Origin of the sequence: Arthrobacter gyeryongensis (assembly GCF_039543785.1) — a bacterium.
GTDB lineage: Bacteria > Actinomycetota > Actinomycetes > Actinomycetales > Micrococcaceae > Arthrobacter > Arthrobacter gyeryongensis.
This window is the reverse complement of sequence record NZ_BAABKK010000024.1, coordinates 21,683-42,528: the sequence shown is the minus strand read 5'-3', so window position 1 is coordinate 42,528 and position 20,846 is coordinate 21,683. Positions and strand designations below refer to the sequence as shown.

21 protein-coding genes are annotated in these 20,846 nt (G+C 64.4%); all 21 read left to right on the top strand.

The features are described from left to right. The 21 genes from ruvX to metK all read left to right on the top strand — a co-directional run bounded on the left by ruvX (window position 1) and on the right by metK (window position 20,831). Window positions 1-591: a Holliday junction resolvase RuvX gene (gene ruvX / locus ABEA18_RS15950; RefSeq protein WP_345450632.1), complete on the top strand. Its 591-nt coding sequence runs from the start codon at window positions 1-3 to the stop codon at window positions 589-591. Continuing rightward, window positions 588-2,297, top strand: a complete 1,710-nt coding sequence (gene mltG, locus ABEA18_RS15945; RefSeq protein ID WP_345450630.1) for an endolytic transglycosylase MltG — start codon at window positions 588-590, stop codon at window positions 2,295-2,297. Before ruvX ends, mltG begins: the two co-directional genes overlap by 4 nt. Continuing rightward, window positions 2,294-3,145 carry a shikimate dehydrogenase gene (locus ABEA18_RS15940; RefSeq protein ID WP_345450626.1) on the top strand — a complete coding sequence of 284 codons (852 nt, stop codon included), beginning with the start codon at window positions 2,294-2,296 and terminating at the stop codon, window positions 3,143-3,145. Before mltG ends, ABEA18_RS15940 begins: the two co-directional genes overlap by 4 nt. Window positions 3,146-3,174: 29 nt before the next feature. Further along, on the top strand, window positions 3,175-4,374 hold the full coding sequence (gene aroC, locus ABEA18_RS15935; protein WP_345450624.1) for a chorismate synthase: 1,200 nt from the start codon (window positions 3,175-3,177) through the stop codon (window positions 4,372-4,374). Further along, window positions 4,374-4,940 carry a shikimate kinase gene (locus tag ABEA18_RS15930; protein ID WP_345450622.1) on the top strand — a complete coding sequence of 189 codons (567 nt, stop codon included), beginning with the start codon at window positions 4,374-4,376 and terminating at the stop codon, window positions 4,938-4,940. Before aroC ends, ABEA18_RS15930 begins: the two co-directional genes overlap by 1 nt. Then, a complete protein-coding gene (gene aroB / locus ABEA18_RS15925) occupies window positions 4,937-6,028 on the top strand; it encodes a 3-dehydroquinate synthase (RefSeq protein ID WP_345450620.1) in 1,092 nt (363 codons plus the stop codon). The genes ABEA18_RS15930 and aroB overlap by 4 nt, the downstream gene beginning before the upstream one ends. Next, window positions 6,025-6,546, top strand: coding sequence for a tetratricopeptide repeat protein (locus ABEA18_RS15920; protein ID WP_345450618.1), 522 nt, complete (start codon window positions 6,025-6,027; stop codon window positions 6,544-6,546). Before aroB ends, ABEA18_RS15920 begins: the two co-directional genes overlap by 4 nt. 167 nt (window positions 6,547-6,713) lie before the next feature. Continuing rightward, entirely contained in the window at window positions 6,714-7,277 is a 564-nt protein-coding gene (gene efp / locus ABEA18_RS15915; protein WP_028267136.1) for an elongation factor P, read from the top strand. After that, a complete protein-coding gene (gene nusB, locus ABEA18_RS15910; protein ID WP_234754228.1) occupies window positions 7,277-7,687 on the top strand; it encodes a transcription antitermination factor NusB in 411 nt (136 codons plus the stop codon). The genes efp and nusB overlap by 1 nt, the downstream gene beginning before the upstream one ends. Before the next feature lie 197 nt (window positions 7,688-7,884). Then, on the top strand, window positions 7,885-8,466 hold the full coding sequence (gene pyrR / locus ABEA18_RS15905; protein ID WP_234754227.1) for a bifunctional pyr operon transcriptional regulator/uracil phosphoribosyltransferase PyrR: 582 nt from the start codon (window positions 7,885-7,887) through the stop codon (window positions 8,464-8,466). Further along, window positions 8,463-9,476, top strand: a complete 1,014-nt coding sequence (locus ABEA18_RS15900; RefSeq protein WP_345450615.1) for an aspartate carbamoyltransferase catalytic subunit — start codon at window positions 8,463-8,465, stop codon at window positions 9,474-9,476. The genes pyrR and ABEA18_RS15900 overlap by 4 nt, the downstream gene beginning before the upstream one ends. Further along, window positions 9,476-10,834: a dihydroorotase gene (locus ABEA18_RS15895; protein WP_345450613.1), complete on the top strand. Its 1,359-nt coding sequence runs from the start codon at window positions 9,476-9,478 to the stop codon at window positions 10,832-10,834. The genes ABEA18_RS15900 and ABEA18_RS15895 overlap by 1 nt, the downstream gene beginning before the upstream one ends. Then, window positions 10,834-11,355 (top strand): PH-like domain-containing protein, encoded by a 522-nt coding sequence (locus ABEA18_RS15890; RefSeq protein ID WP_345450611.1) that lies wholly within the window; start codon window positions 10,834-10,836, stop codon window positions 11,353-11,355. The genes ABEA18_RS15895 and ABEA18_RS15890 overlap by 1 nt, the downstream gene beginning before the upstream one ends. Then, window positions 11,336-12,625: a glutamine-hydrolyzing carbamoyl-phosphate synthase small subunit gene (carA, locus tag ABEA18_RS15885; RefSeq protein ID WP_345450609.1), complete on the top strand. Its 1,290-nt coding sequence runs from the start codon at window positions 11,336-11,338 to the stop codon at window positions 12,623-12,625. Before ABEA18_RS15890 ends, carA begins: the two co-directional genes overlap by 20 nt. Continuing rightward, entirely contained in the window at window positions 12,625-15,945 is a 3,321-nt protein-coding gene (gene carB, locus ABEA18_RS15880) for a carbamoyl-phosphate synthase large subunit (protein ID WP_345450607.1), read from the top strand. The genes carA and carB overlap by 1 nt, the downstream gene beginning before the upstream one ends. After that, window positions 15,938-16,852 (top strand): orotidine-5'-phosphate decarboxylase, encoded by a 915-nt coding sequence (gene pyrF, locus ABEA18_RS15875; protein ID WP_345450605.1) that lies wholly within the window; start codon window positions 15,938-15,940, stop codon window positions 16,850-16,852. The genes carB and pyrF overlap by 8 nt, the downstream gene beginning before the upstream one ends. Window positions 16,853-16,961: 109 nt before the next feature. After that, window positions 16,962-17,288: an integration host factor, actinobacterial type gene (gene mihF, locus ABEA18_RS15870; RefSeq protein WP_345450603.1), complete on the top strand. Its 327-nt coding sequence runs from the start codon at window positions 16,962-16,964 to the stop codon at window positions 17,286-17,288. A gap of 73 nt (window positions 17,289-17,361) precedes the next feature. After that, on the top strand, window positions 17,362-17,934 hold the full coding sequence (gene gmk, locus ABEA18_RS15865) for a guanylate kinase (protein WP_345450601.1): 573 nt from the start codon (window positions 17,362-17,364) through the stop codon (window positions 17,932-17,934). 39 nt (window positions 17,935-17,973) lie between these two features. Beyond that, entirely contained in the window at window positions 17,974-18,234 is a 261-nt protein-coding gene (gene rpoZ, locus ABEA18_RS15860) for a DNA-directed RNA polymerase subunit omega (protein ID WP_028267125.1), read from the top strand. A gap of 27 nt (window positions 18,235-18,261) precedes the next feature. Beyond that, window positions 18,262-19,509, top strand: coding sequence for a bifunctional phosphopantothenoylcysteine decarboxylase/phosphopantothenate--cysteine ligase CoaBC (coaBC, locus tag ABEA18_RS15855; protein ID WP_345450598.1), 1,248 nt, complete (start codon window positions 18,262-18,264; stop codon window positions 19,507-19,509). 92 nt (window positions 19,510-19,601) lie between these two features. Next, entirely contained in the window at window positions 19,602-20,831 is a 1,230-nt protein-coding gene (gene metK / locus ABEA18_RS15850) for a methionine adenosyltransferase (RefSeq protein WP_234754218.1), read from the top strand. The last annotated feature ends 15 nt before the right edge of the window (window positions 20,832-20,846 follow it).

Genomic DNA, 20,846 nt, shown 5'->3' with positions numbered 1-20,846 from the left:
TTGGAGGCCATTGCGAGCAACGACGACTACCCCCGGGGCATCAAACTGGGGGTGGACGTCGGCACCGTCCGTGTGGGAGTTGCCATTTGCGATCCGGACGGGATCCTGGCTACGCCGTTCAAGACGGTGAGCCGGGATGCCAAGAAGAATTCCGATATCGGGGTCATTGTCCGGCAGGTCGCGGAGCTCGGCGTCGTCCAGATTTTCGTCGGGCTGCCCCGCACGATGAAGGGCGAGGAACACGCTTCTGCCGTCATGGCCACCGACTACGCGGAGTTGCTGGCAGCCCACTTGCAACGCCGCGGACTCAACGTTCCAGTCAACATGGTGGACGAGCGGCTCAGCACCGTGACGGCCCACCGCAATCTCCATGAAGCTGGCATGAGCAGCAAAGATCATCGTAAAGTGGTGGATCAGGTTGCCGCTGCCGGAATTCTGCAGCACGCGATCGACATGCAAAAAGCCAGAGGTGCGGATGTGGGCAGGCGCGTGCAGGCGCCGATGCCACCCCAACACATTGACGGTGCCAGTACGCCGCTGCCGGCCTCCGGCATTGATCCACACTCTCCAACGAGGGGAAGACAATTGTGAGCCCGGTCAACAACGACCCCTCCAACGACGCATCAGAAGGCCGTACCCGGCCCCTGACTCGTCGTGAAGTCCGTGCCAGGGAACGCTTCCTGGAGACGCAGAACCAGGAGGTCTTGCCACCACCTGTGCCTGTCCACTTTGAACCTGTCCCAGTCCCTAAGCCGCAGCCGGCATATGTCCCGGATTACGCACAGGAGGCCCCGGAAGCGACCACGCACGCCGCTGACCTCCGCGACGACGGTATCCACCGCGAAACGGTCCAGCCCGAAGAGGCTGTGCAGGAGCAGCACGACGCTTCGCATGACGACCTTCTGCACCACGATGACACAGGGCAGCACCCGGACACGGTGCAGCACCCTGACTCAGTGCAACCAGACGTCGAGCACTACGACGTGGCGCACCCCGACGACCTCGTGCCTCACACCGTCGAGCACGACGCTCTGCACCCTGACGCCGTCGACCACGATGCTTTGCACGATGACGCTGTTCACGGCTTCGACGTCGCACACGCTGACGAGTTCCACGAGCTGCAGGCCCATGACGAAGGTTATGCTCACCACGATCCCCAGTTCGACTACGAGGTCCATGATGAGCACGCCGCACATGACCTCATGGCAGCTGCGACTCCTGCGCCAAAGGTCCCCTCGAAGAAGGTCCGCAGGCGCCGCCGTTTTGTGGCGCTCCTCATCACCCTCACGGTGTTCGTCGCAGCGGTTGCAATTGGGGCACAGTTCCTGAAGCCGTTGCTCGGGATGGACAAGGTCAGCGACTACCCCGGCCCTGGTACCGGCTCGGTCACTGTCACTGTGGCCCCCGGCTCCGGCCCCAAGCTGGTTGCAACCAACCTTCAGAGCCAGCACGTCATTGCCGACGCCGATTCCTTCGTGGCGGCCTTCACTGCCGCCGGTGGTGAACTCTCACCCGGTGATTTCACCTTCAAGACGGAAATGAAGAACTCCGATGCGGTGAATGTGCTCCTCGGCAAGGATTCGTCCAAGGTCATGTATTTCGCTTTGAGTGCAGGATTGCGCATCGGTGAATCCCTTGACGCGATCTCCAAGGGTTCGGGCATACCTTTGTCCGAATTGAAGGCGCTCAGCGACTCACCGTCCCAGTTCGGCGTCCCTGCCCCGGCAAAGAACCTCGAAGGCTTCCTGGCACCGGGGGAGTACCGTTTCCCCCTTGGAACCTCCGCCAAGGACATCCTCCAGAAGCTCGTCACGGCCACCACCGACGAGCTCAAGGCCCAGGGAGTCACCGATCCCACCAAGCAGTACCAGGCCATCACGGTGGCAAGCATCGTGCAGGCTGAAGGTGGCCAGGCCGACTACGGCAACGTGGCCGGCGCCATCTACAACAGGCTCAAGCCGGGCAACACCGAGACGAACGGGCTCATCCAATCCGATGCCACGGTTACCTACGGCCTGGGTACCAAGACCTTCCACCTGACCGATGCCCAGAAGGCTGACAAGGGCAACCCCTACAACACCTACGCCAACGTAGGCCTTCCGGTCGGCCCCATCGGTTCACCCGGCAAGACGGCGATCGATGCCGCCGCGAAACCGACGGCCAACAACTATCTTTACTGGGTGACCATCAACCTCGACACCAAGGAAACCAAGTTCTCCAGCACGCTGGCGGAACACCTCAAGTACGTTGACCAATACAACGCGTGGTGTGCGGCCAACGCCGGACGGTGCGTGTGAGTAGACGTGCTGCCGTCCTGGGGCACCCCATCAGCCATTCGAAGTCACCAGCGCTCCACCGCGCGGCCTACGCGAAGCTTGGGCTCGACATCGAATACTCGGCGATCGATGTAACCGTTGAGCGGCTCCCGGCCTTCATGGCGGACCTTGAGGCTGGCGACGATTGGTGCGGTTTGTCCGTCACCATGCCCCTCAAGACGGCGATGGTGGAAGAAGTCGACGAGGTCCGCGGGGCCGGCGCGTACTTGGGTGTCATCAACACGGTTGCTTTTGAGGACACGGGCAACGGAGTGCGGCGGGTCGGCCACAACACTGATGTGGCCGGCATCGTTGAAGCCGTGAGGAACGCAGGGGTGACGGAACAGCCGAATTCCGCGGTTCTTGGCGGCGGCGGAACATCCGCGGCGGCTATCGCGGCACTGCGGGAGCTCGGCTCGAAACACGTTGACGTCTTTGTGCGCGACGTCGGACGCGCCGCCGAGGCGAAAGCCGCGGCAGCCGCCGTCGGGCTTTCGATTCACCTCCGGCCGCTGGCTGAAGCCGCTGGAGGCATGGCGGGAGCCGATCTGGTGATCTCCACGCTTCCGCCGCGGGCGGCGGACGGCATCGCGGCGCAACTCGAGCAGCTTCCCGACGGCGGCACAGGCGTACTGCTCGATGTGGCCTACGATCCTTGGCCCAGCCGCATTGCCGAAGCATGGCATTCGCGGGGCGGAATAGTGGTTCCGGGGCTCGAGATGTTGCTCTATCAAGCCGTGGAGCAAATCCGTTTGTTTTCCGGAGCCGACGTCACCGCCGATGTCATAGATGTGATGTGCGACTCAGTCGGGCTTCCCCGACGGGTCTAGTAAGGGCCTTACATGGCAGGATTGGATATATGTTGCGTTGGTTGACTGCCGGTGAATCCCATGGCCCGGCACTGCTCGGAATTGTTGAAGGCGTCCCCGCCGGTGTGGAACTCACCAGCGAGGAAATACGTGACGCCTTGGCGCGTCGCCGTCTCGGCTATGGCCGCGGCGCCCGGATGAAGTTCGAGCAGGACGAAGTGAGCATCCTTGGCGGCGTCAGGCACGGCGTAACGCAGGGCGGCCCCGTCGCGATCCAGATCGGCAACACCGAGTGGCCCAAATGGGAGCAGATCATGTCTGCCGACCCGGTGGACCCCGCGCTTCTCGCAGACCAGGCCCGCAACGCGCCCTTGACCCGCCCGCGGCCCGGCCATGCGGATTTCACTGGCATGCAGAAATACGGATTCCCTGAGGCCCGCCCTGTACTGGAACGCGCCAGCGCCCGGGAGACCGCCACGCGTGTCGCTTTGGGTACGGTGGCTTCGCAATTCCTGAAGCAGCTTGGCATCGAGCTCGTGAGCCACACCGTGTCCATCGCGAGCGTGACCGTGCCCGAGGGCCGTCCGCTGCCATTGCCGTCCGACGTTCTGGCACTCGATGCCGATCCTTTGCGTTGCTTCGACAGGGAGACCTCGGACGCCATGGTGGCCGAGGTTGACGCAGCACACAAGGAAGGCGAGACCCTCGGCGGCGTGGTCGAAGTCCTCGCCTACGGCCTTCCGCCGGGACTCGGTAGCTACGTGCACTGGGACCGTCGCCTCGATTCCCGCCTGGCTGCTGCCCTGATGGGCATCCAGGCGATCAAGGGCGTCGAAGTCGGCGATGGCTTCCTGACCGCGGCCCGCCGTGGCTCCGCCGCGCACGATGAAATCGTCAAGGACGAGACCGGCCGGATCGTCCGCAAGACCAACCGTGCCGGTGGCATCGAAGGCGGCATGAGCATCGGCGAAGTCCTGCGTGTCCGCGCCGCCATGAAGCCCATCGCCACCGTCCCGCGTGCGTTGAAGACCATCGACGTGAGCACGGGTGAAGCCGCTAAGGCACACCACCAGCGCTCCGACGTCTGTGCCGTTCCGGCGGCGGGTGTCGTGGCCGAAGCGATGGTCGCCCTGGTGTTGGCTGAGGCCGTTGCCGAGAAGTTCGGCGGTGACTCGGTCGCAGAGACCGCCCGGAACCTTCGGGGTTACCTGGACAGCATCCCGGCAACCCTGGACTCGGTCGGCCACTAGTGGTCCGCGGTAACTCGGGCGCCGGTTACGGGCGCGCGATCGTTTTGGTTGGCCCAATGGCCGTCGGCAAGTCGGTCATCGGCCAGCAACTAGCCCAACAATTGGGCGTGCCTTTCGTGGACACGGACGCAGTTATCGTTGAGCACCACGGCACGATTGCGGATATTTTCGCCGGTCGCGGAGAACACGCATTCCGGGAGATCGAGGCCAGGACGGTGGCACGCGCCGTCGACGCTGCGAACATCAACCGTGCGGTGGTCTCGCTGGGTGGTGGCGCAGTGCTCGATTCGGGCACGCAGCAACTGCTGGGCGACTGTACCGTGATCTACCTCGAGTGCGATGCTGAGACAGTCGCCGAGCGCATCGCCCGCAACACGGGCCGGCCACTCCTGGCCGGCGACGCCATGGCCCGCTGGGAGACCCTTTTTGCCGCCCGGCGTCCTGTCTATGAACGCCTTGCAGACATCACCGTCGACGTCCGGTCCGGGACCGTGGCGGAAATCGCCCTCCGCGTGGAGGAAAGACTGCGTGAATACGCGGCCTTGAAAGAGGAAGTGCAAAAGTGAGTAACGAAGCAACTGTCATCAAGGTCACTGGCCAGTCCGCCAACGAGAACTACGACGTCGTCGTCGGGCGCGGCCTCCTGGAGACCCTTCCCGCGAAGCTGGGGGAACGCGTCAGGCGGGTCCTCGTCGTCCACCCGCGTGCCCTGCGACTCACGGGCGATACGGTCCGTGCCGAACTCGAGGCTGCCGGATTCACCGCCCTCACCGCCGAGATCCCTGACGCCGAAGAAGGCAAGCACATCCAGGTTGCCGCGTTCTGCTGGCAAGTGCTTGGCCAGAACGACTTCACCCGCTCCGACGCCATCGTGGCGGTCGGCGGCGGCGCGGTCACCGACCTCGCCGGCTTCGTCGCCGCCACCTGGCTTCGCGGCGTCAAGGTCATCCACATGCCCACGAGCCTCCTCGGCATGGTGGACGCGTCGGTGGGCGGAAAGACCGGCATCAATACCGCAGAAGGCAAGAACCTGGTGGGTTCCTTCCACCCGCCCGCAGCTGTCCTCGCGGACCTGGACACCCTCCAGACGCTGCCCAAGAATGAGCTGATCTCCGGAATGGCAGAGGTCATCAAGTGCGGCTTCATTGCCGATCCCGCCATCCTGGAACTCGTCGAAAACAAGCCGGAGGAAGTCATCGATCCAGGTTCGGCGGTGCTCCGCGAACTCATTGAACGTGCCATCGCGGTCAAAGCGAAGGTGGTTTCCGAGGACCTCAAGGAATCCGGCCTGCGTGAAATCCTCAACTACGGGCACACGCTCGGCCACGCGATCGAACTCGTCGAACGCTACTCGTGGCGGCACGGCGCAGCGGTTTCGGTCGGCATGATGTTTGCCGCGGAGCTCGCCCGCAGCGTCGGCCGGCTTTCCGACGTCGACGCCGACAGGCACCGCACCATCCTGGAGGGACTCGGGTTGCCGGTCACCTACCGCCGGGACCGCTGGCAGGGCCTGCTCGACGGCATGCGCCGTGACAAGAAATCCCGCGGAGACCTCTTGCGCTTCGTGGTGCTCGACGGCGTCGCGAAGCCCGGAATCCTCGATGTGCCGGACACCTCGTTGCTCTTCGCTGCCTACCAGGAGATCGCATCATGACCACCGAGACCTTCAGCAGCATCAGCGATTGGCCCACCGGCGGATTCCCCGGGGTGCGCACCAACCCTGACACGCTCCTGCCGGCCATCGTCAACGAGGAAGCCATGCAGTCGGCGCTGGCTGAGTCCAACGATCCCGCCGACCGCATCATGGCCCTCCTGCTCGAAGGCCACCCGGCAGAAGCCGCCGAGTTGTTGGCCGAGGCGCGCTACAACGATCCCGAGTCGTTCAAATTGCGGATCTTCGAGGCCGAACTGCACCGTGCCACCAACCGCTTTGACCGGGCCGTGGAGCTCTTCCGCCAGCTTCTGGGTGAAGTCCACGGAACCGCCAAGGAACCGGTGGTCCATCAGTATTTGGGGCGGGCCTATTTTGTGGCCGGCAACCACGTCGCCGCTGCAGAATCGTTTACGAAGGCCTTGGACCTGCGGGTCGCCTTGGCGGCCGACGCTTCGCTGATCTATTCCTCCGCTGTGGCCCTGCAACGCGCCCGGAACGTCCTCGAGTTCGCCTCCTGAGGAACGCGAGGGCAGGCGCGCGCTTTTTGCCGGTAGAATGGACTTTGGATTTTTGATAAATACGCGCTGGCTGCCGTCACGGCATGCCTGCTTGGCATAGTCGGCTGGAAGCTAAACCAGTAGCTAAAGCGGTAGCTAGCACCAGTGAGAGAAACCAGAGGATACTAGTGGCAACCACAAATGACATCAAGAACGGAACCGTGCTGAAGCTCGAGGGCCAGCTCTGGAACATCATTGAGTTCCAGCACGTCAAGCCGGGCAAGGGCGGGGCGTTCGTGCGCACCAAGATGCGCAACGTCATGTCGGGCAAGGTGGTCGACAAGACCTTCAATGCCGGCCTCAAGATCGAAACTGCCACGGTTGACCGCCGCGACTACCAGTACCTGTACCAGGACGGCGCGGACTTCGTTTTCATGGACACCCAGGACTTCGACCAGATCACGGTTTCCGGTGCCACGGTAGGCGACGCCACCAACTTCATGCTGGAAAACCAGATGGTCAACATTGCCATCCACGAAGGCACCCCGCTCTACATCGAGCTGCCCCCGAGCGTTGTCCTCGAAATCACCTACACCGAACCGGGCCTGCAGGGCGACCGTTCCTCCGCTGGAACCAAGCCAGCTACCCTTGAGACCGGCTACGAGATCCAGGTGCCCCTGTTCGTTGAGAACAACACCAAGGTCAAAGTTGACACTCGCGACGGCAGCTACCTGGGCCGGGTCAACGACTAGTGAGCGCCCGTGGTAAGGCCCGTAGCAGGGCCCTCGAAGTACTGTTCGAGGCGGAGCAGCGTTCCGCCTCCGCGTTCGAGGTCTTGAAGGCCCGCCGGGAAATGACCGACCTCGTCATCAACCCGTACACGATGGACATCGTGGAAGGCGTGGTTGCCATGCAGCCCACCATCGACGAGTTCCTCCAGACCTACGCCCAGGGCTGGACCCTGGAGCGGATGCCGGCGGTCGACCGTATCATCCTCCGGATCGGCGCCTGGGAACTCCTCTACAACGACGACGTCCCGGACGGCGTGGCCGTCAGCGAAGCGGTGGCACTGGCCAAGGTCATGTCCACCGACGAATCTCCCGCGTTCATCAACGGTCTCCTCGGACGGTTGCAGACGCTGAAGCCTTCCCTGCTCGCTTAGGCGGCATGGAAAGCATGCGAAGGGCCGGTGCCACAGGAAACTGTGGGCACCGGCCCTTCGCATTACCCGGGTGTGAGCTAAAACGCATCGCCCTGGCCCGGAGCGCGCCAGCCGGGCGTCGCCCCTGTGGTAATTTTGAAGAGCAAATGTTCCTTTTTTAATTCCGTCCCGTGAGGCGGGGAAAGGGGAGACGAGCGATGACTGAAGTCACTGCGCCGGTGCCGTCCCGGGTTGTTCTCAACCACGCGGACATCGACCGCGCACTCACTCGTATCGCCCACGAGATCCTCGAAGCCAACAAGGGTTCCCAGGATCTGGTTCTTTTGGGCATCCCACGCCGCGGTTATCCGCTGGCCGTGCGGCTGGCAGAAAAAATCGCCGCCGCTGATCCATCCGTCAACGCCTCGGCAATTGTCGGTCAGCTGGACGTCACCATGTTCCGTGACGATCTTTCCCACCAGCCCGCCAGGCCTCCTTACCCCACCAAACTGCCGCTGTCCGGCATCGACAACAAGGTTGTAGTCCTCATCGATGACGTCCTGTACTCGGGACGCACCATCCGGGCAGCCCTCGACGCGATCATCGACCTCGGCAGGCCACGCATCGTCCGCCTGGCCGTCCTCGTGGACCGCGGGCACCGCGAACTGCCGATCCGCGCGGACCACGTCGGCAAGAACCTGCCTACGTCCTCCTCGGAAAAGGTCCGGGTCCACCTTGAAGAATTCGATTCCGTGGACGGTCAGCCGATCAATGAAGTAGTGATCGAGGCAGGCGCATGAAACACCTGCTCTCCACCGAGAACCTCAGCGCCACGAACGCCATCCGGATCCTGGACACAGCCGAAGAGATGGCGGCAGTAGGGGACCGGGAGGTCAAGAAGCTGCCCGCCCTCCGCGGCCGCACCGTGGTCAACCTCTTCTTCGAAGACTCCACCCGCACCCGCATTTCCTTCGAGGCAGCAGCAAAGCGGCTCTCCGCCGACGTCATCAACTTCGCGGCCAAGGGTTCCTCGGTGTCGAAAGGCGAGTCCCTCAAGGACACCGCGCAGACCCTCGCAGCCATGGGGGCCGATGCCGTAGTCATCCGCCACTGGGCTTCCGGGGCGCCGCACCGCCTGGCCGCCACCGACTGGATCGACGCGGCCGTCATCAACGCCGGGGACGGCACCCACGAACACCCCACGCAGGCTCTCCTCGACGCGTTCACGATGCGCCGCCACTGGTCCAAGCTGCACGGCTCAGCGTCCACGGGCGCAGACCTCACGGGCATGCGCGTCGCCATCGCCGGGGACGTCCTGCACTCCCGCGTCGCACGCTCCAACGTGTGGCTCCTGCGCACCCTTGGCGCGGAAGTGACGCTCGTGGCCCCGCCCACTTTGCTGCCGATCGGCGTCGAACACTGGCCTTGCAAGGTCAGCTACAACCTCGACCAGACCCTCGAGGCCGGCGTGGACGCCATGATGATGCTGCGCGTCCAAGGTGAGCGCATGAACGCTTCATTCTTCCCGTCCACCCGCGAGTATTCGCGGCGCTGGGGCTTCGACGATGCCCGCCTCCGCGCCCTCGACGAACTCGGGCTCAAGGACACCATCATCATGCACCCCGGGCCCATGAACCGCGGACTTGAAATTTCTTCCGCCGCTGCCGATTCGCCCCGCTCCACGGTCCTGGCCCAGGTCCGGAACGGCGTGTCGGTCCGGATGGCTGCCCTGTACCTGCTGCTCTCGGGGGATTCCCGTGAAGCCGCCCCCATGCCGGGCACCGCCCGTTCCGATAAGGAGAGCAACTGATGACCGAGACCGCAACAGGGACAGCAACGGGTACCTATTTGATCCGCGGAGCGGCCATCCTGGGTGGCGACGCCGAGGACCTGCTGATCCGCGACGGAATCATCGCCGAGCGCGGCATCGGCCTTTCCGCCGAAGGTGCCACCGTGATCGAGGCCTCGGGCCTCGTGGCACTTCCCGGCATGGTCGACATCCACACCCACTTGCGTGAACCAGGCCGCGAAGACGCGGAAACCGTTGAAACAGGTACCCGCGCCGCAGCCCTTGGCGGTTACACCGCGGTCCACGCCATGGCCAACAGCAACCCGGTGGCGGACACCGCCGGCGTCGTCGAGCAGGTCCACAGCCTGGGCCGTGCCGCCGGTTGGGTGGATGTCCGTCCCGTGGGTGCCGTCACGGTCGGACTCGCCGGCGAGCAACTCGCCGAACTCGGCGCCATGGCAGACTCCCGCGCCCAGGTCCGGGTCTTCTCCGACGATGGGATCTGCGTCCACGATCCCGTCCTGATGCGCCGCGCCCTCGAGTACGTCAAAGCGTTCGACGGCGTCGTTGCCCAGCACGCGCAGGAACCCCGCCTCACCGCCGGTGCCCAGATGAACGAAGGCACCGTCTCCGCGGTTCTCGGCCTGGCCGGGTGGCCCGCGGTTGCCGAGGAAAGCATCATCGCCCGGGACGTCCTCCTGGCCCAGCACGTCGGCTCACGCCTGCACGTCTGCCACGTATCCACCGCCGGATCGGTGGAGATCGTCCGCTGGGCCAAGGAACGGGGGATCAACGTCACCGCCGAGGTCACCCCGCACCACTTGTTGCTCACCGACGAACTGGTCCGCAGTTACGACCCCGTCTACAAAGTCAACCCGCCCCTGCGCACCGACGCCGATGTCCAGGCGCTCCGTGCCGGACTCGCCGACGGCACCATCGACGTCGTTGGCACGGACCATGCCCCGCATCCGAGCGAGCACAAGGAGTGCGAGTGGGCCCAGGCGGCGATGGGCATGACCGGACTGGAAACTGCCTTGTCGGTAGTCCAGGAAACCATGATCGAAACCGGGCTCATGACGTGGGCAGACTTCGCCCGCGTCACGTCCACCGTCCCCGCTGCCATCGGCCGCGTGGCGGATCAGGGACGACCGCTCGAAGCCGGTGAGCCCGCGAACGTCATCCTCGTGGACCCGGCTGCCCGGTGGACGGTGGATCCGCATAAGATGGCGACCATGGGCCGGAACTCACCCTTTGCGGGCAAAGAGCTGCCTGGCGCTGTCGTCGCCACCTTCTTCAAGGGCCACCCGACCGTACTGGACGGCAAGCTCAACACGCCGTACCGCTACGCCGCGGAGCCCGCGGGCGCCGGCAGCAACTGATGGACAACAAACTTGCTTCCTTGCTCCTCGTTGTGGTTCTTGCCGCGGTCGCGGCCGGACTCATTGCGATAGGTTGGCGCGGCAGGCTCAAACGCCAGGCCGGCCTCGCGCAGCTTCCGGAAGTGCCCGAAAGGCTCAGCCCGGCCGGCATAGTGGCTGAAGGCCAGTACGTGGCCACGACGACGGCGGGAGACTGGCTTGACCGGGTCGCCGTTCATGGACTTGGTTTCCGCGGGAACGCGGAAATGAGCGTCCACCGGGAAGGCGTCCTCTTCGACCGGAAGGGGACAGTACCACTGTTCGTTCCGGCGGAAGCCGTGACCGATTGCGGCAGCGCCGACGGCATGGCAGGCAAGTTCGTAGAGAAGGACGGACTCGTAGTCTTGAGCTGGATGCTCGGAGAACACGAACTCGACACCGGATTCAGGACAAGGCACGCCGCCGACAAGCAACAGCTCCTCGAAGCACTTCAAGAATTGATCTCTGCAGCCCCCCAGGCAGATGCCGATAGTGGAAAGTAACAAAGTGACGGATAGCAATGCAGTAGCAGGCACAGTGACAGGCAATACCAACCCAGCAGAGTCCTCCGCGGCGGTGCTGGTCCTCGAAGACGGCCGCACGTTCCGCGGCCGGAGCTACGGCGCCACAGGCGTCGCGCTGGGCGAGGCGGTCTTCGCCACCGGCATGACCGGCTACCAGGAAACCATCACGGACCCGTCGTATGCCCGGCAGCTGGTGGTCCAGACGGCTCCGCACATCGGTAACACCGGCGTGAACAAGGAAGACGCCGAGTCCCGCCGCATCTGGGTGGCCGGCTACGTGGTCCGCGACGCTGCGCGACGCCCCTCGAACTGGCGCTCGGAGCGCAGCCTCGACGCGGAGCTCGTTGAACAGGGCATCGTCGGCATCCAGGCCGTGGACACCCGCGCCATCACCCGGCACCTGCGCGAACACAAGACCATGCGTGCAGGAATCTTCTCCGGCGAGGCAGCCAAGGCCACCGACAAGGAGCTCCTGGACACTGTCCTCGCCAGCGCGCCCATGGAAGGCGCCCGCTTGGCCGAAGAAGTGAGCATCGACGAAGCATACGTCGTGGAACCCGCGGACCACGGCTGGGACGGCGAGCCGAAATTCAGCATCGCCGCGATCGACCTTGGCATCAAGGCCATGACACCGGTCCGCTTCGCCGAACGCGGCGTGCGCGTCCACGTCCTGCCGGCCACCGCAACGCTGGAAGACGTCAAGGCAGTCAACCCTGACGGTTTCTTCATGTCCAACGGCCCTGGCGACCCCGCCACCGCGGACGCGCAGGTCAAGCTGCTCCGCTCCGTGCTCGATGAGAAGATGCCGTACTTCGGAATCTGCTTCGGCAACCAGATCCTGGGCCGGGCCCTCGGATTCGGTACCTACAAGCTCAAGTATGGCCACCGCGGCATCAACCAGCCGGTGATGGACCGCCGCACGGGCAAAGTCGAAATCACCTCGCAGAACCACGGCTTCGCCGTCGACGCTCCCATGGACGGCGCCACCATGGCTCCGGAAGAGCGCTTTGGCCGGGTGGAGGTCAGCCACGTGAGCCTCAACGACGACGTCGTCGAAGGACTCGCGTGCCTCGACATCCCCGCCTTCTCGGTCCAGTACCACCCCGAAGCCGCGGCCGGACCGCACGACGCCGCCTACCTCTTCGACCGCTTCATCGACCTGATGGCGAATACGAAGAACGGCCAGGACGCCGCACAGGCCGCCGACACTCAGACATCGAACTCCGCGAAGAACGAGGACACCAAGTAATGCCAAAGCGTACAGATCTCAAGAGCGTCCTCGTTATCGGTTCCGGCCCGATCGTCATCGGCCAGGCGGCCGAGTTCGACTACTCCGGAACCCAGGCCTTGCGGGTGCTCAAAGAGGAGGGCCTCCGCGTCATCCTCGTCAACTCCAACCCGGCCACCATCATGACGGACCCCGAGTTCGCCGATGCCACCTACGTGGAGCCCATCACGCCCGAGGTGGTCGAAAAGATTATCGCCAAGGAGCGCCCGGACGCCATCCTGCCCACCCTGGGCGGACAGACGGCCCTCAACACGGCCATCGCCCTGGACAAGAACGGCGTGCTCGAGAAGTACAACGTCGAACTGATCGGTGCCAACATTGCCGCGATCGAACTCGGCGAGGACCGCGAAAAGTTCAAGGGCGTCGTGGAACGCTGCGGCGCCGAGTCGGCCCGCAGCCACATCATCCACACCATGGATGAAGCACTGACCGCGGCGGAAGACCTCGGCTACCCGATGGTTGTCCGTCCGTCCTTCACCATGGGCGGCCTGGGCTCCGGCCTGGCGTACAACGAGGACGACCTGCGCCGCATCGTGGGCCAGGGCCTGCAGTACAGCCCCACCTCCGAGGTCCTGCTGGAGGAAAGCATCCTCGGCTGGAAAGAGTACGAGCTGGAGATGATGCGCGACAAGAACGACAACGTCGTTGTTGTCTGCTCCATCGAGAACTTTGATCCGGTAGGTGTCCACACGGGCGACTCCATTACCGTTGCCCCGGCCCTGACCCTGACTGACCGCGAGTACCAGCGGCTGCGCGACATCTCCATCGCTGTCATCCGCGAAGTCGGCGTCGACACCGGTGGCTGCAACATCCAGTTCGCCATCGAGCCCAACACGGGACGCGTCGTCGTCATCGAAATGAACCCGCGTGTTTCGCGCTCTTCGGCGCTGGCCTCCAAGGCCACCGGCTTCGCGATCGCGAAGATCGCCACGAAGCTCTCCCTGGGCTACACCCTGGACGAGATCCCCAACGACATCACGCAACAAACGCCGGCTTCGTTCGAGCCGACGCTCGACTATGTCGTCGTCAAGGTTCCCCGCTTCGCGTTCGAGAAGTTCCCGGCAGCGGACAACACGCTGACCACCACCATGAAGTCCGTCGGTGAAGCCATGGCCATGGGCCGCAACTTCACGGAGGCCTTGCAGAAGGCCCTTCGCTCCCTCGAGCAGAAGGGCTCGCAACTGGACTTCAGCCACGTGCCCGAATGGGAAGTTCCGGAACTCATCGAGAAGTCCAAGCGCCCGACGACGGACCGCCTCCACCAGGTCCAGCGCGCCCTGCTCGGCGGTGCTTCGCTCGAGGACCTCTACGCCGCCACCAAGATCGATCCGTGGTTCCTGGACCAGCTGCAGCTGCTCAACGAGATGTCCCACGAGATCCGCAAGGCCGGCGCCCTGACGGAAGACATGCTCCGCAACGCCAAGCGCCACGGCTTCTCGGATGAGCAGATCGGCTCGTTGACCCACAACCCGGAGGCCGTTGTCCGCGGCGTGCGGCAGGCCCTGGGCATCCGTCCGGTCTACAAGACGGTGGACACCTGTGCCGCCGAATTCGCCGCGTACACCCCGTACCACTACTCGTCATATGACGAAGAGGACGAGGTCGGCTTGCACTCCAAGCCGTCCGTCATCATCCTGGGGTCCGGCCCCAACCGCATCGGCCAGGGCATCGAGTTCGACTACTCTTGCGTCCACGCCTCCATGGCGTTGCGCAAGGCCGGCTACGAAACCGTCATGGTCAACTGCAACCCCGAAACCGTCTCCACGGATTACGACGTCTCCACGCGCCTCTACTTTGAACCGTTGACACTCGAGGACGTCCTCGAAGTCATCGCGGCAGAGGAACGCACGGGCGGCGTCATGGGCGTGTTCGTGCAGCTCGGCGGCCAGACCCCGCTCAAGCTCGCACAGCAGCTGGCAGACGCCGGCGTTCCGATCCTTGGCACCTCGCCGGAAGCGATCGACCTCGCCGAGCACCGCGGCATGTTCTCCCGCGTGCTCGACCAGGCTGGATTGATCGCCCCGAAGAACGGCACCGCCGTGTCCTTCGAAGACGCCAAGAAGATCGCCGACGAAATCGGCTACCCGGTCCTCGTCCGTCCGTCCTACGTGCTTGGCGGCCGCGGCATGGAAATCGTCTACGACGAAGCCAACCTCTCGCGCTACATCGCCAACGCCACGGAAATCACCCCGGACCACCCGGTGCTGATCGACCGCTTCCTTGAGGACGCCGTCGAGATCGACGTCGACGCGCTCTTCGACGGCACGGACATGTACCTCGGCGGCATCATGGAGCACATCGAGGAAGCCGGCATCCACTCCGGTGACTCCGCTTGCGTCCTGCCGCCGATCACCCTTGGCAGCAACGTGATCGAACGCGTCCGCACGGCCACGCGGGCCATCGCTGAAGGCGTAGGCGTCCGAGGCCTGATCAACATCCAGTTCGCTCTGGCTTCCGACGTGCTCTACGTGCTGGAGGCCAACCCGCGCGCTTCCCGCACGGTTCCGTTCGTCTCCAAGGCAACGGGCGTGCAAATGGCCAAGGCCGCGGCGCTCATCGGTACGGGCGTCACCATCAACCAGCTCCGCAGCGCCTACAAGATGCTGCCGGAAACGGGCGACGGTTCAACCCTGCCGCTCGATGCTCCTGTCGCGGTGAAGGAAGCCGTGCTGCCGTTCAGCCGCTTCCGGACACCGGAAGGCAAGGTAGTGGACTCGCTCCTCGGCCCTGAGATGCGCTCCACCGGCGAAGTCATGGGCATCGACAAGCACTTCGACACCGCCTTCGCCAAGAGCCAGGCCGCGGCCAACAACGCCCTGCCCACCGAAGGCAAGATCTTCGTTTCTGTCGCCAACCGCGACAAGCGTTCGGTGATCATGGGCGTCAAGCGCCTGTCCGATCTCGGTTTCGAAATCGTCTCCACGGGCGGAACCGCGGATGTCCTGCGCCGCAACGGCATCCAGGCCACCCCGGTCCGCAAGGTTGCCGAAGGCAGCAGCGCCGAAGGCGAAGGAACCATCGCGGACCTCATCATCGCCGGCGAGATCGACATGGTCTTCAACACGCCTTCCGGCGGCGAAGCCCGCAGCGACGGCTACGAACTCCGTGCGGCCGCTACGTCCATAGGCATTCCCTGCATCACCACGGTTGCGGAGTTCAACGCCGCCGTGCAGGCAATCGAGGCGCTGCGCACTTACGAGTGGTCGGTGACGAGCCTGCAGGAGCACGCCGCTGCGCTGTCAGCTTCCCAGGCCGCGGCAGCCGAGGCCGTCAATGCCTGAGTCTGCCGCAGCCGGGGAGCAGCCTGTTCTTAGCTCGGGGCCCCGACAGCCGTTCGGTTCCCGCCTGGCTGCCGCGATGGCCGCCCGCGGCCCTCTGTGCGTCGGCATTGACCCGCACCCGGGGCTCCTGGCGGACTGGGGATTGAACGACGACGTCGCCGGCCTGGAGCGCTTTTCGCTCACCGTCGTGGAGGCCGTGGCAACGCTCGCTGCGGCGGTCAAGCCGCAGGTGGCGCTCTATGAGCGTCACGGCTCAGCGGGCATGGCGGTATTGGAACGGACCCTTGCGGCCGCATCCGATGCCGGAGTTTTGAGTATCGCCGACGCCAAACGCGGAGACATCGGCTCCACGATGGCTGCCTACGCCGACGCCTGGCTGCGGGATGGCTCCGCCTTGGCAGCAGACTCCGTCACGCTGAGCCCGTACCTCGGCTTCGAGTCGCTGCGCCCGGCGCTCGACCTCGCGGCCGAGTCCGGACGGGGTGTTTTTGTGCTCGCCCTGACCTCCAACCCGGAGGGCAAGTCCGTGCAGCATGTTGGCGGTTCGGAATCGGTGGCCCGGCGGATCGCCGAGGCCGCGGCCGAGGAGAACCGCCGCTATTCCGGGACTCTGGGTTCGGGGGGCAGCGGGTCTGCGGGCCTGGGCTCGGTCGGTCTCGTGGTGGGTGCCACGATCGGCGGGGCACTCGTGGAACTTGGACTGGACCTCGACGCCGTTCACGGGCCCATCCTGGCGCCCGGCCTGGGCGCGCAAGGGGCAACGCCGGCGGATCTGCGTGCCACTTTCGGCACGGCGTACCCGGCGGTCCTGGCGACGTCGAGCCGCGGAATCCTCGCGGCCGGTCCAACGATTGCCGGACTGCGTTCCGCCACTGAGGCCACCCGCGACGGCTTGCTGAAAGCTTGAGCAGGATCTTCGTGGGTCCAATGCATTGCGCTCCGCACTGACCACGCGATAACTTCGGGATCAGTCCAATCCGCTATGCACTCGATGCCGGCCAAAGGGGGATGTGTCAGTGACCTTAAAGGCTCTGTCGCCAGAGGAACGTTCCGATGCCTTGGAAAAGGCAGCGAGAGCCCGGGCAAGGCGGGCTCTCGCGAAGGAACAACTCAGGACGGGCGAACTCAGCATTGCCCGGCTGATCAAGTCGGCACAGACTGACGAGGCCATCGCCCGCATGCGTGTTTCCGAGCTCATCGAGGCTGTCCCGGGCATCGGCCCGGTCCGGGCAGCGGCCATCATGGCGGAGATCGGGATCGCCCCGTCACGCAGGCTCAGGGGCCTGGGAATTCACCAGTCCCGGTCGCTGATAGATTTTATGGAAGACAAATACAGCGTTTAAACGAATACAGCGTTTAACAAATGCGGCGTTTATGAAGAAATGCAGCGTATATAGCCTCTCCACGAAGGACGATGTGAGTAAGAATCCGGGACTGACCGTCCTCGCAGGCCCCACTGCCGTTGGCAAGGGAACAGTATCCACGTATATCCGGGACAATTACCCCGAGGTCTGGCTGTCAGTTTCAGCCACCACCCGCGCGCCGCGGCCGGGGGAGAAGGACGGCGTCCACTACTACTTCAAGTCCGCCGAAGAATTCGACGCACTCGTTGAGGACGGCCAGTTGCTTGAGTGGGCCGTGGTCCACGGAAAGAACCGCTACGGCACACTGCGCAGCACCGTGGACGCCGCCATCGCCGAAGGCAGGTCCGTGCTGCTGGAGATCGATTTGCAGGGCGCCCGCCAAGTCAAGGCGGCAGTTCCGGACGCCAACTTCGTGTTCCTTGCTCCGCCCAGCTGGGACGAAATGGTCCGCCGTCTGGTGGGACGCGGCACCGAAACCCCGGAGGAACAGCAGCAACGGCTGGAAACCGCTAAACTGGAACTTGCCGCTGAACCGGAGTTTGACCACACCGTCATCAATGACGACGTACGCCGGGCAGCGGACGAGCTTGTTTCACTCATGGGGCTTACCCCGCACCAGCGCTAAGCGCTAGCACTTGTCAGCCCGTTAGAATTTGGAGAATTCGTGTCCACGAACCTTGAAGGCATCATCAACCCGCCGATCGACGAGCTGCTTGCTGCTGCCGATTCAAAGTACGGCCTGGTGATTTTCGGCGCCAAGCGCGCACGCCAGATCAACGCGTACTACGCCCAGCTGCACGAGGGCCTCTTCGAGTACGTTGGCCCGCTGGTCGACACGAAGCTGAACGAGAAGTCGCTCTCCATCGCGCTCCGCGAGATCAACGAAGGCCTGCTGGTTTCCACTCCCATCGAGCCCGCAGAGTAAAACAGACTGCCTGTTGACGGAGGTCACGTGCGCATAGTCCTCGGAGTCGGGGGAGGGATCGCAGCCTATAAGGTTGCATCGCTCCTCCGGCTTTTTACTGAAGCCGGACACAACGTCACGGTCATTCCCACGGAAGCGGCCACCCGGTTTGTCGGCGTGGCTACCTGGGAGGCCCTCTCGGGCAACCCGGTGAGCAACAGCGTCTTTGACGACGTCGAGAAGGTCAACCACGTCCGTCTCGGGCATGAGGCGGACCTGATCGTGGTCGCCCCGGCAACAGCGGACCTGCTGGCCAAGGCAGCAACCGGCCAAGCGGGGGATTTGCTGACCAATACACTCCTCATGGCCCACGGTCCGGTGCTTTTCGCTCCCGCAATGCACACCGAAATGTGGCACAACAAAGCCACCCAGGCGAATGTGGAGACACTGCGCAGCCGGGGCATCACGGTCCTGGAACCCGCAGTGGGCCGGTTGACGGGCGCGGACTCCGGGCCAGGCAGGCTGCCCGAGCCGGAAGCGATCTTCGCGGCCGCCATGGCTTTGGTCGACACATCCTCGCCTTCAACCCTGCTTGCTGGCCCGAAACCCCTGGCCGGGCGCACCATCACGATTTCCGCCGGCGGCACCAGGGAAGCCCTGGATCCGGTCCGTTTCCTGGGGAACAGGTCTTCCGGCAAGCAGGGTGTTGCACTGGCCGCCGCGGCCCTTGACGCAGGCGCCCATGTCAGGTTCCTCGCAGCCCACATGGAGGTCCAGGCACCCGCGGGCGTCGAATTGATCCAGGTTGAATCCGCTTTGGAGCTCCGTGACGCCGCGCTGGAAGCCGCCGTCGGCTCCGACGTCGTGATCATGGCCGCGGCCGTCGCGGATTTCCGCCCCGCCGAAGTTTCGGACACGAAAATCAAGAAGGTCAACGGCAACGACGCCCCCGTGGTTCGGCTGGTGCAGAACCCGGACATCCTGCATGAACTGGTGGTGCGACGCGACGCTGAAGCATCCACGCAATTGATCATCGGGTTTGCGGCCGAAACCGGGGACGAGGACGGGAACGTCCTGGAACACGCCACCGCCAAGCTCAAACGCAAAGGCTGCGACCTTTTGGTGGTCAACCAGGTCGGCGTCGGGCGGGTGTTCGGCCAGGACCAGAATTCTGTGATCATTCTCTCCGGCCATGGCGCGGCGCCGCAGTCGGCGGCGGGTTCCAAATCCGACGTCGCCGCCGCCGTCATTGACCGCATCAGCACGGAACTGAGCCGCGTACACCCGGCAACGTAGGCGCCGGGTGAGGCTCATTCCTTAGCTGGTCCATCCTTAGCATAGGGACATACGGCGGAAGCCGGCCGCCCCCAACCGAGTAAGGTAGTCGAGTGACTTTACCGCTGCACCATGAATCCCACGGCATCCCGTCCAAGCTCCGGCTCTTCACCTCGGAGTCTGTTACGGAAGGACACCCGGACAAGATCTGCGACCAGATCAGCGATGCCATCCTCGATGCGCTCCTGGCGGCAGATCCCGAGTCGCGCGTGGCTGTTGAAACCATGGCCACCACCGGCTTGGTGCACGTAGCAGGCGAAGTCACTACTGATGCGTATGTCGAAATTCCGCAGATCGTCCGCGAGACTATCCTCGGCATCGGTTACGACTCGTCCGCCAACGGCTTCGACGGCGCCCGTTGCGGCGTATCTGTCTCCATCGGACAGCAGTCCAACGACATCGCCGGCGGCGTCTTCAATTCGCTCGAGGCCCGCGAAGGGCGCCAGGAGGACGACTACGACCTCCAGGGCGCCGGTGACCAGGGCATCATGTTCGGCTACGCGAGCGATGAGACTCCGTCCTACATGCCGACGCCGATTTGGCTCGCCCACCGGCTCTCCGAGCGTCTCACCGAAGTCCGCAAGAGCGGCGAACTGGCCTACTTGCGCCCTGACGGCAAGACCCAGGTCACGGTCGGGTACGACCGCGACCGTCCGGTTTCCGTTGAAACGGTGGTCATCTCCAGCCAGCACGCCGAAGGGACCCACCTCGATCGCTTGCGCGCCGATCTCGCCTCCCACGTGATCGAGCCCGTCCTGGCCGTGTCCAACCTGGACATCTCGCACGTCGCGAACATCTTGAACCCGGCCGGCGCCTTCGTCATCGGCGGTCCCGTCGGCGACGCAGGGCTGACAGGCCGAAAGATCATCGTTGACACGTACGGCGGCATGGCCCGTCACGGCGGCGGTGCCTTCTCCGGCAAGGATCCGTCGAAGGTGGACCGTTCGGCGGCCTACGCGATGCGCTGGGTAGCGAAGAACGTCGTCGCGGCAGGTTTGGCCAAGCGGGCCGAAATCCAGATCGCCTACGCGATCGGCCAGGCGCGTCCAGTGGGCACCTACGTGGAAACCTTTGGCACCGAGACTGTTGACCCGGCCAAGATCAGCGAAGCGATTGCGGAGATCTTCGACCTCCGTCCGCGCGCCATCATCGACGCCCTCGACCTCAAGCGCCCCATCTACGCCAAGACTGCGGCGCATGGCCACTTCGGCCGCGACGAGCCGGATTTCACGTGGGAACGATTGGACCGCGTGGACGAATTGAAGGAATTCTTCAACGCCTGACTTGGCTGCTCCAGC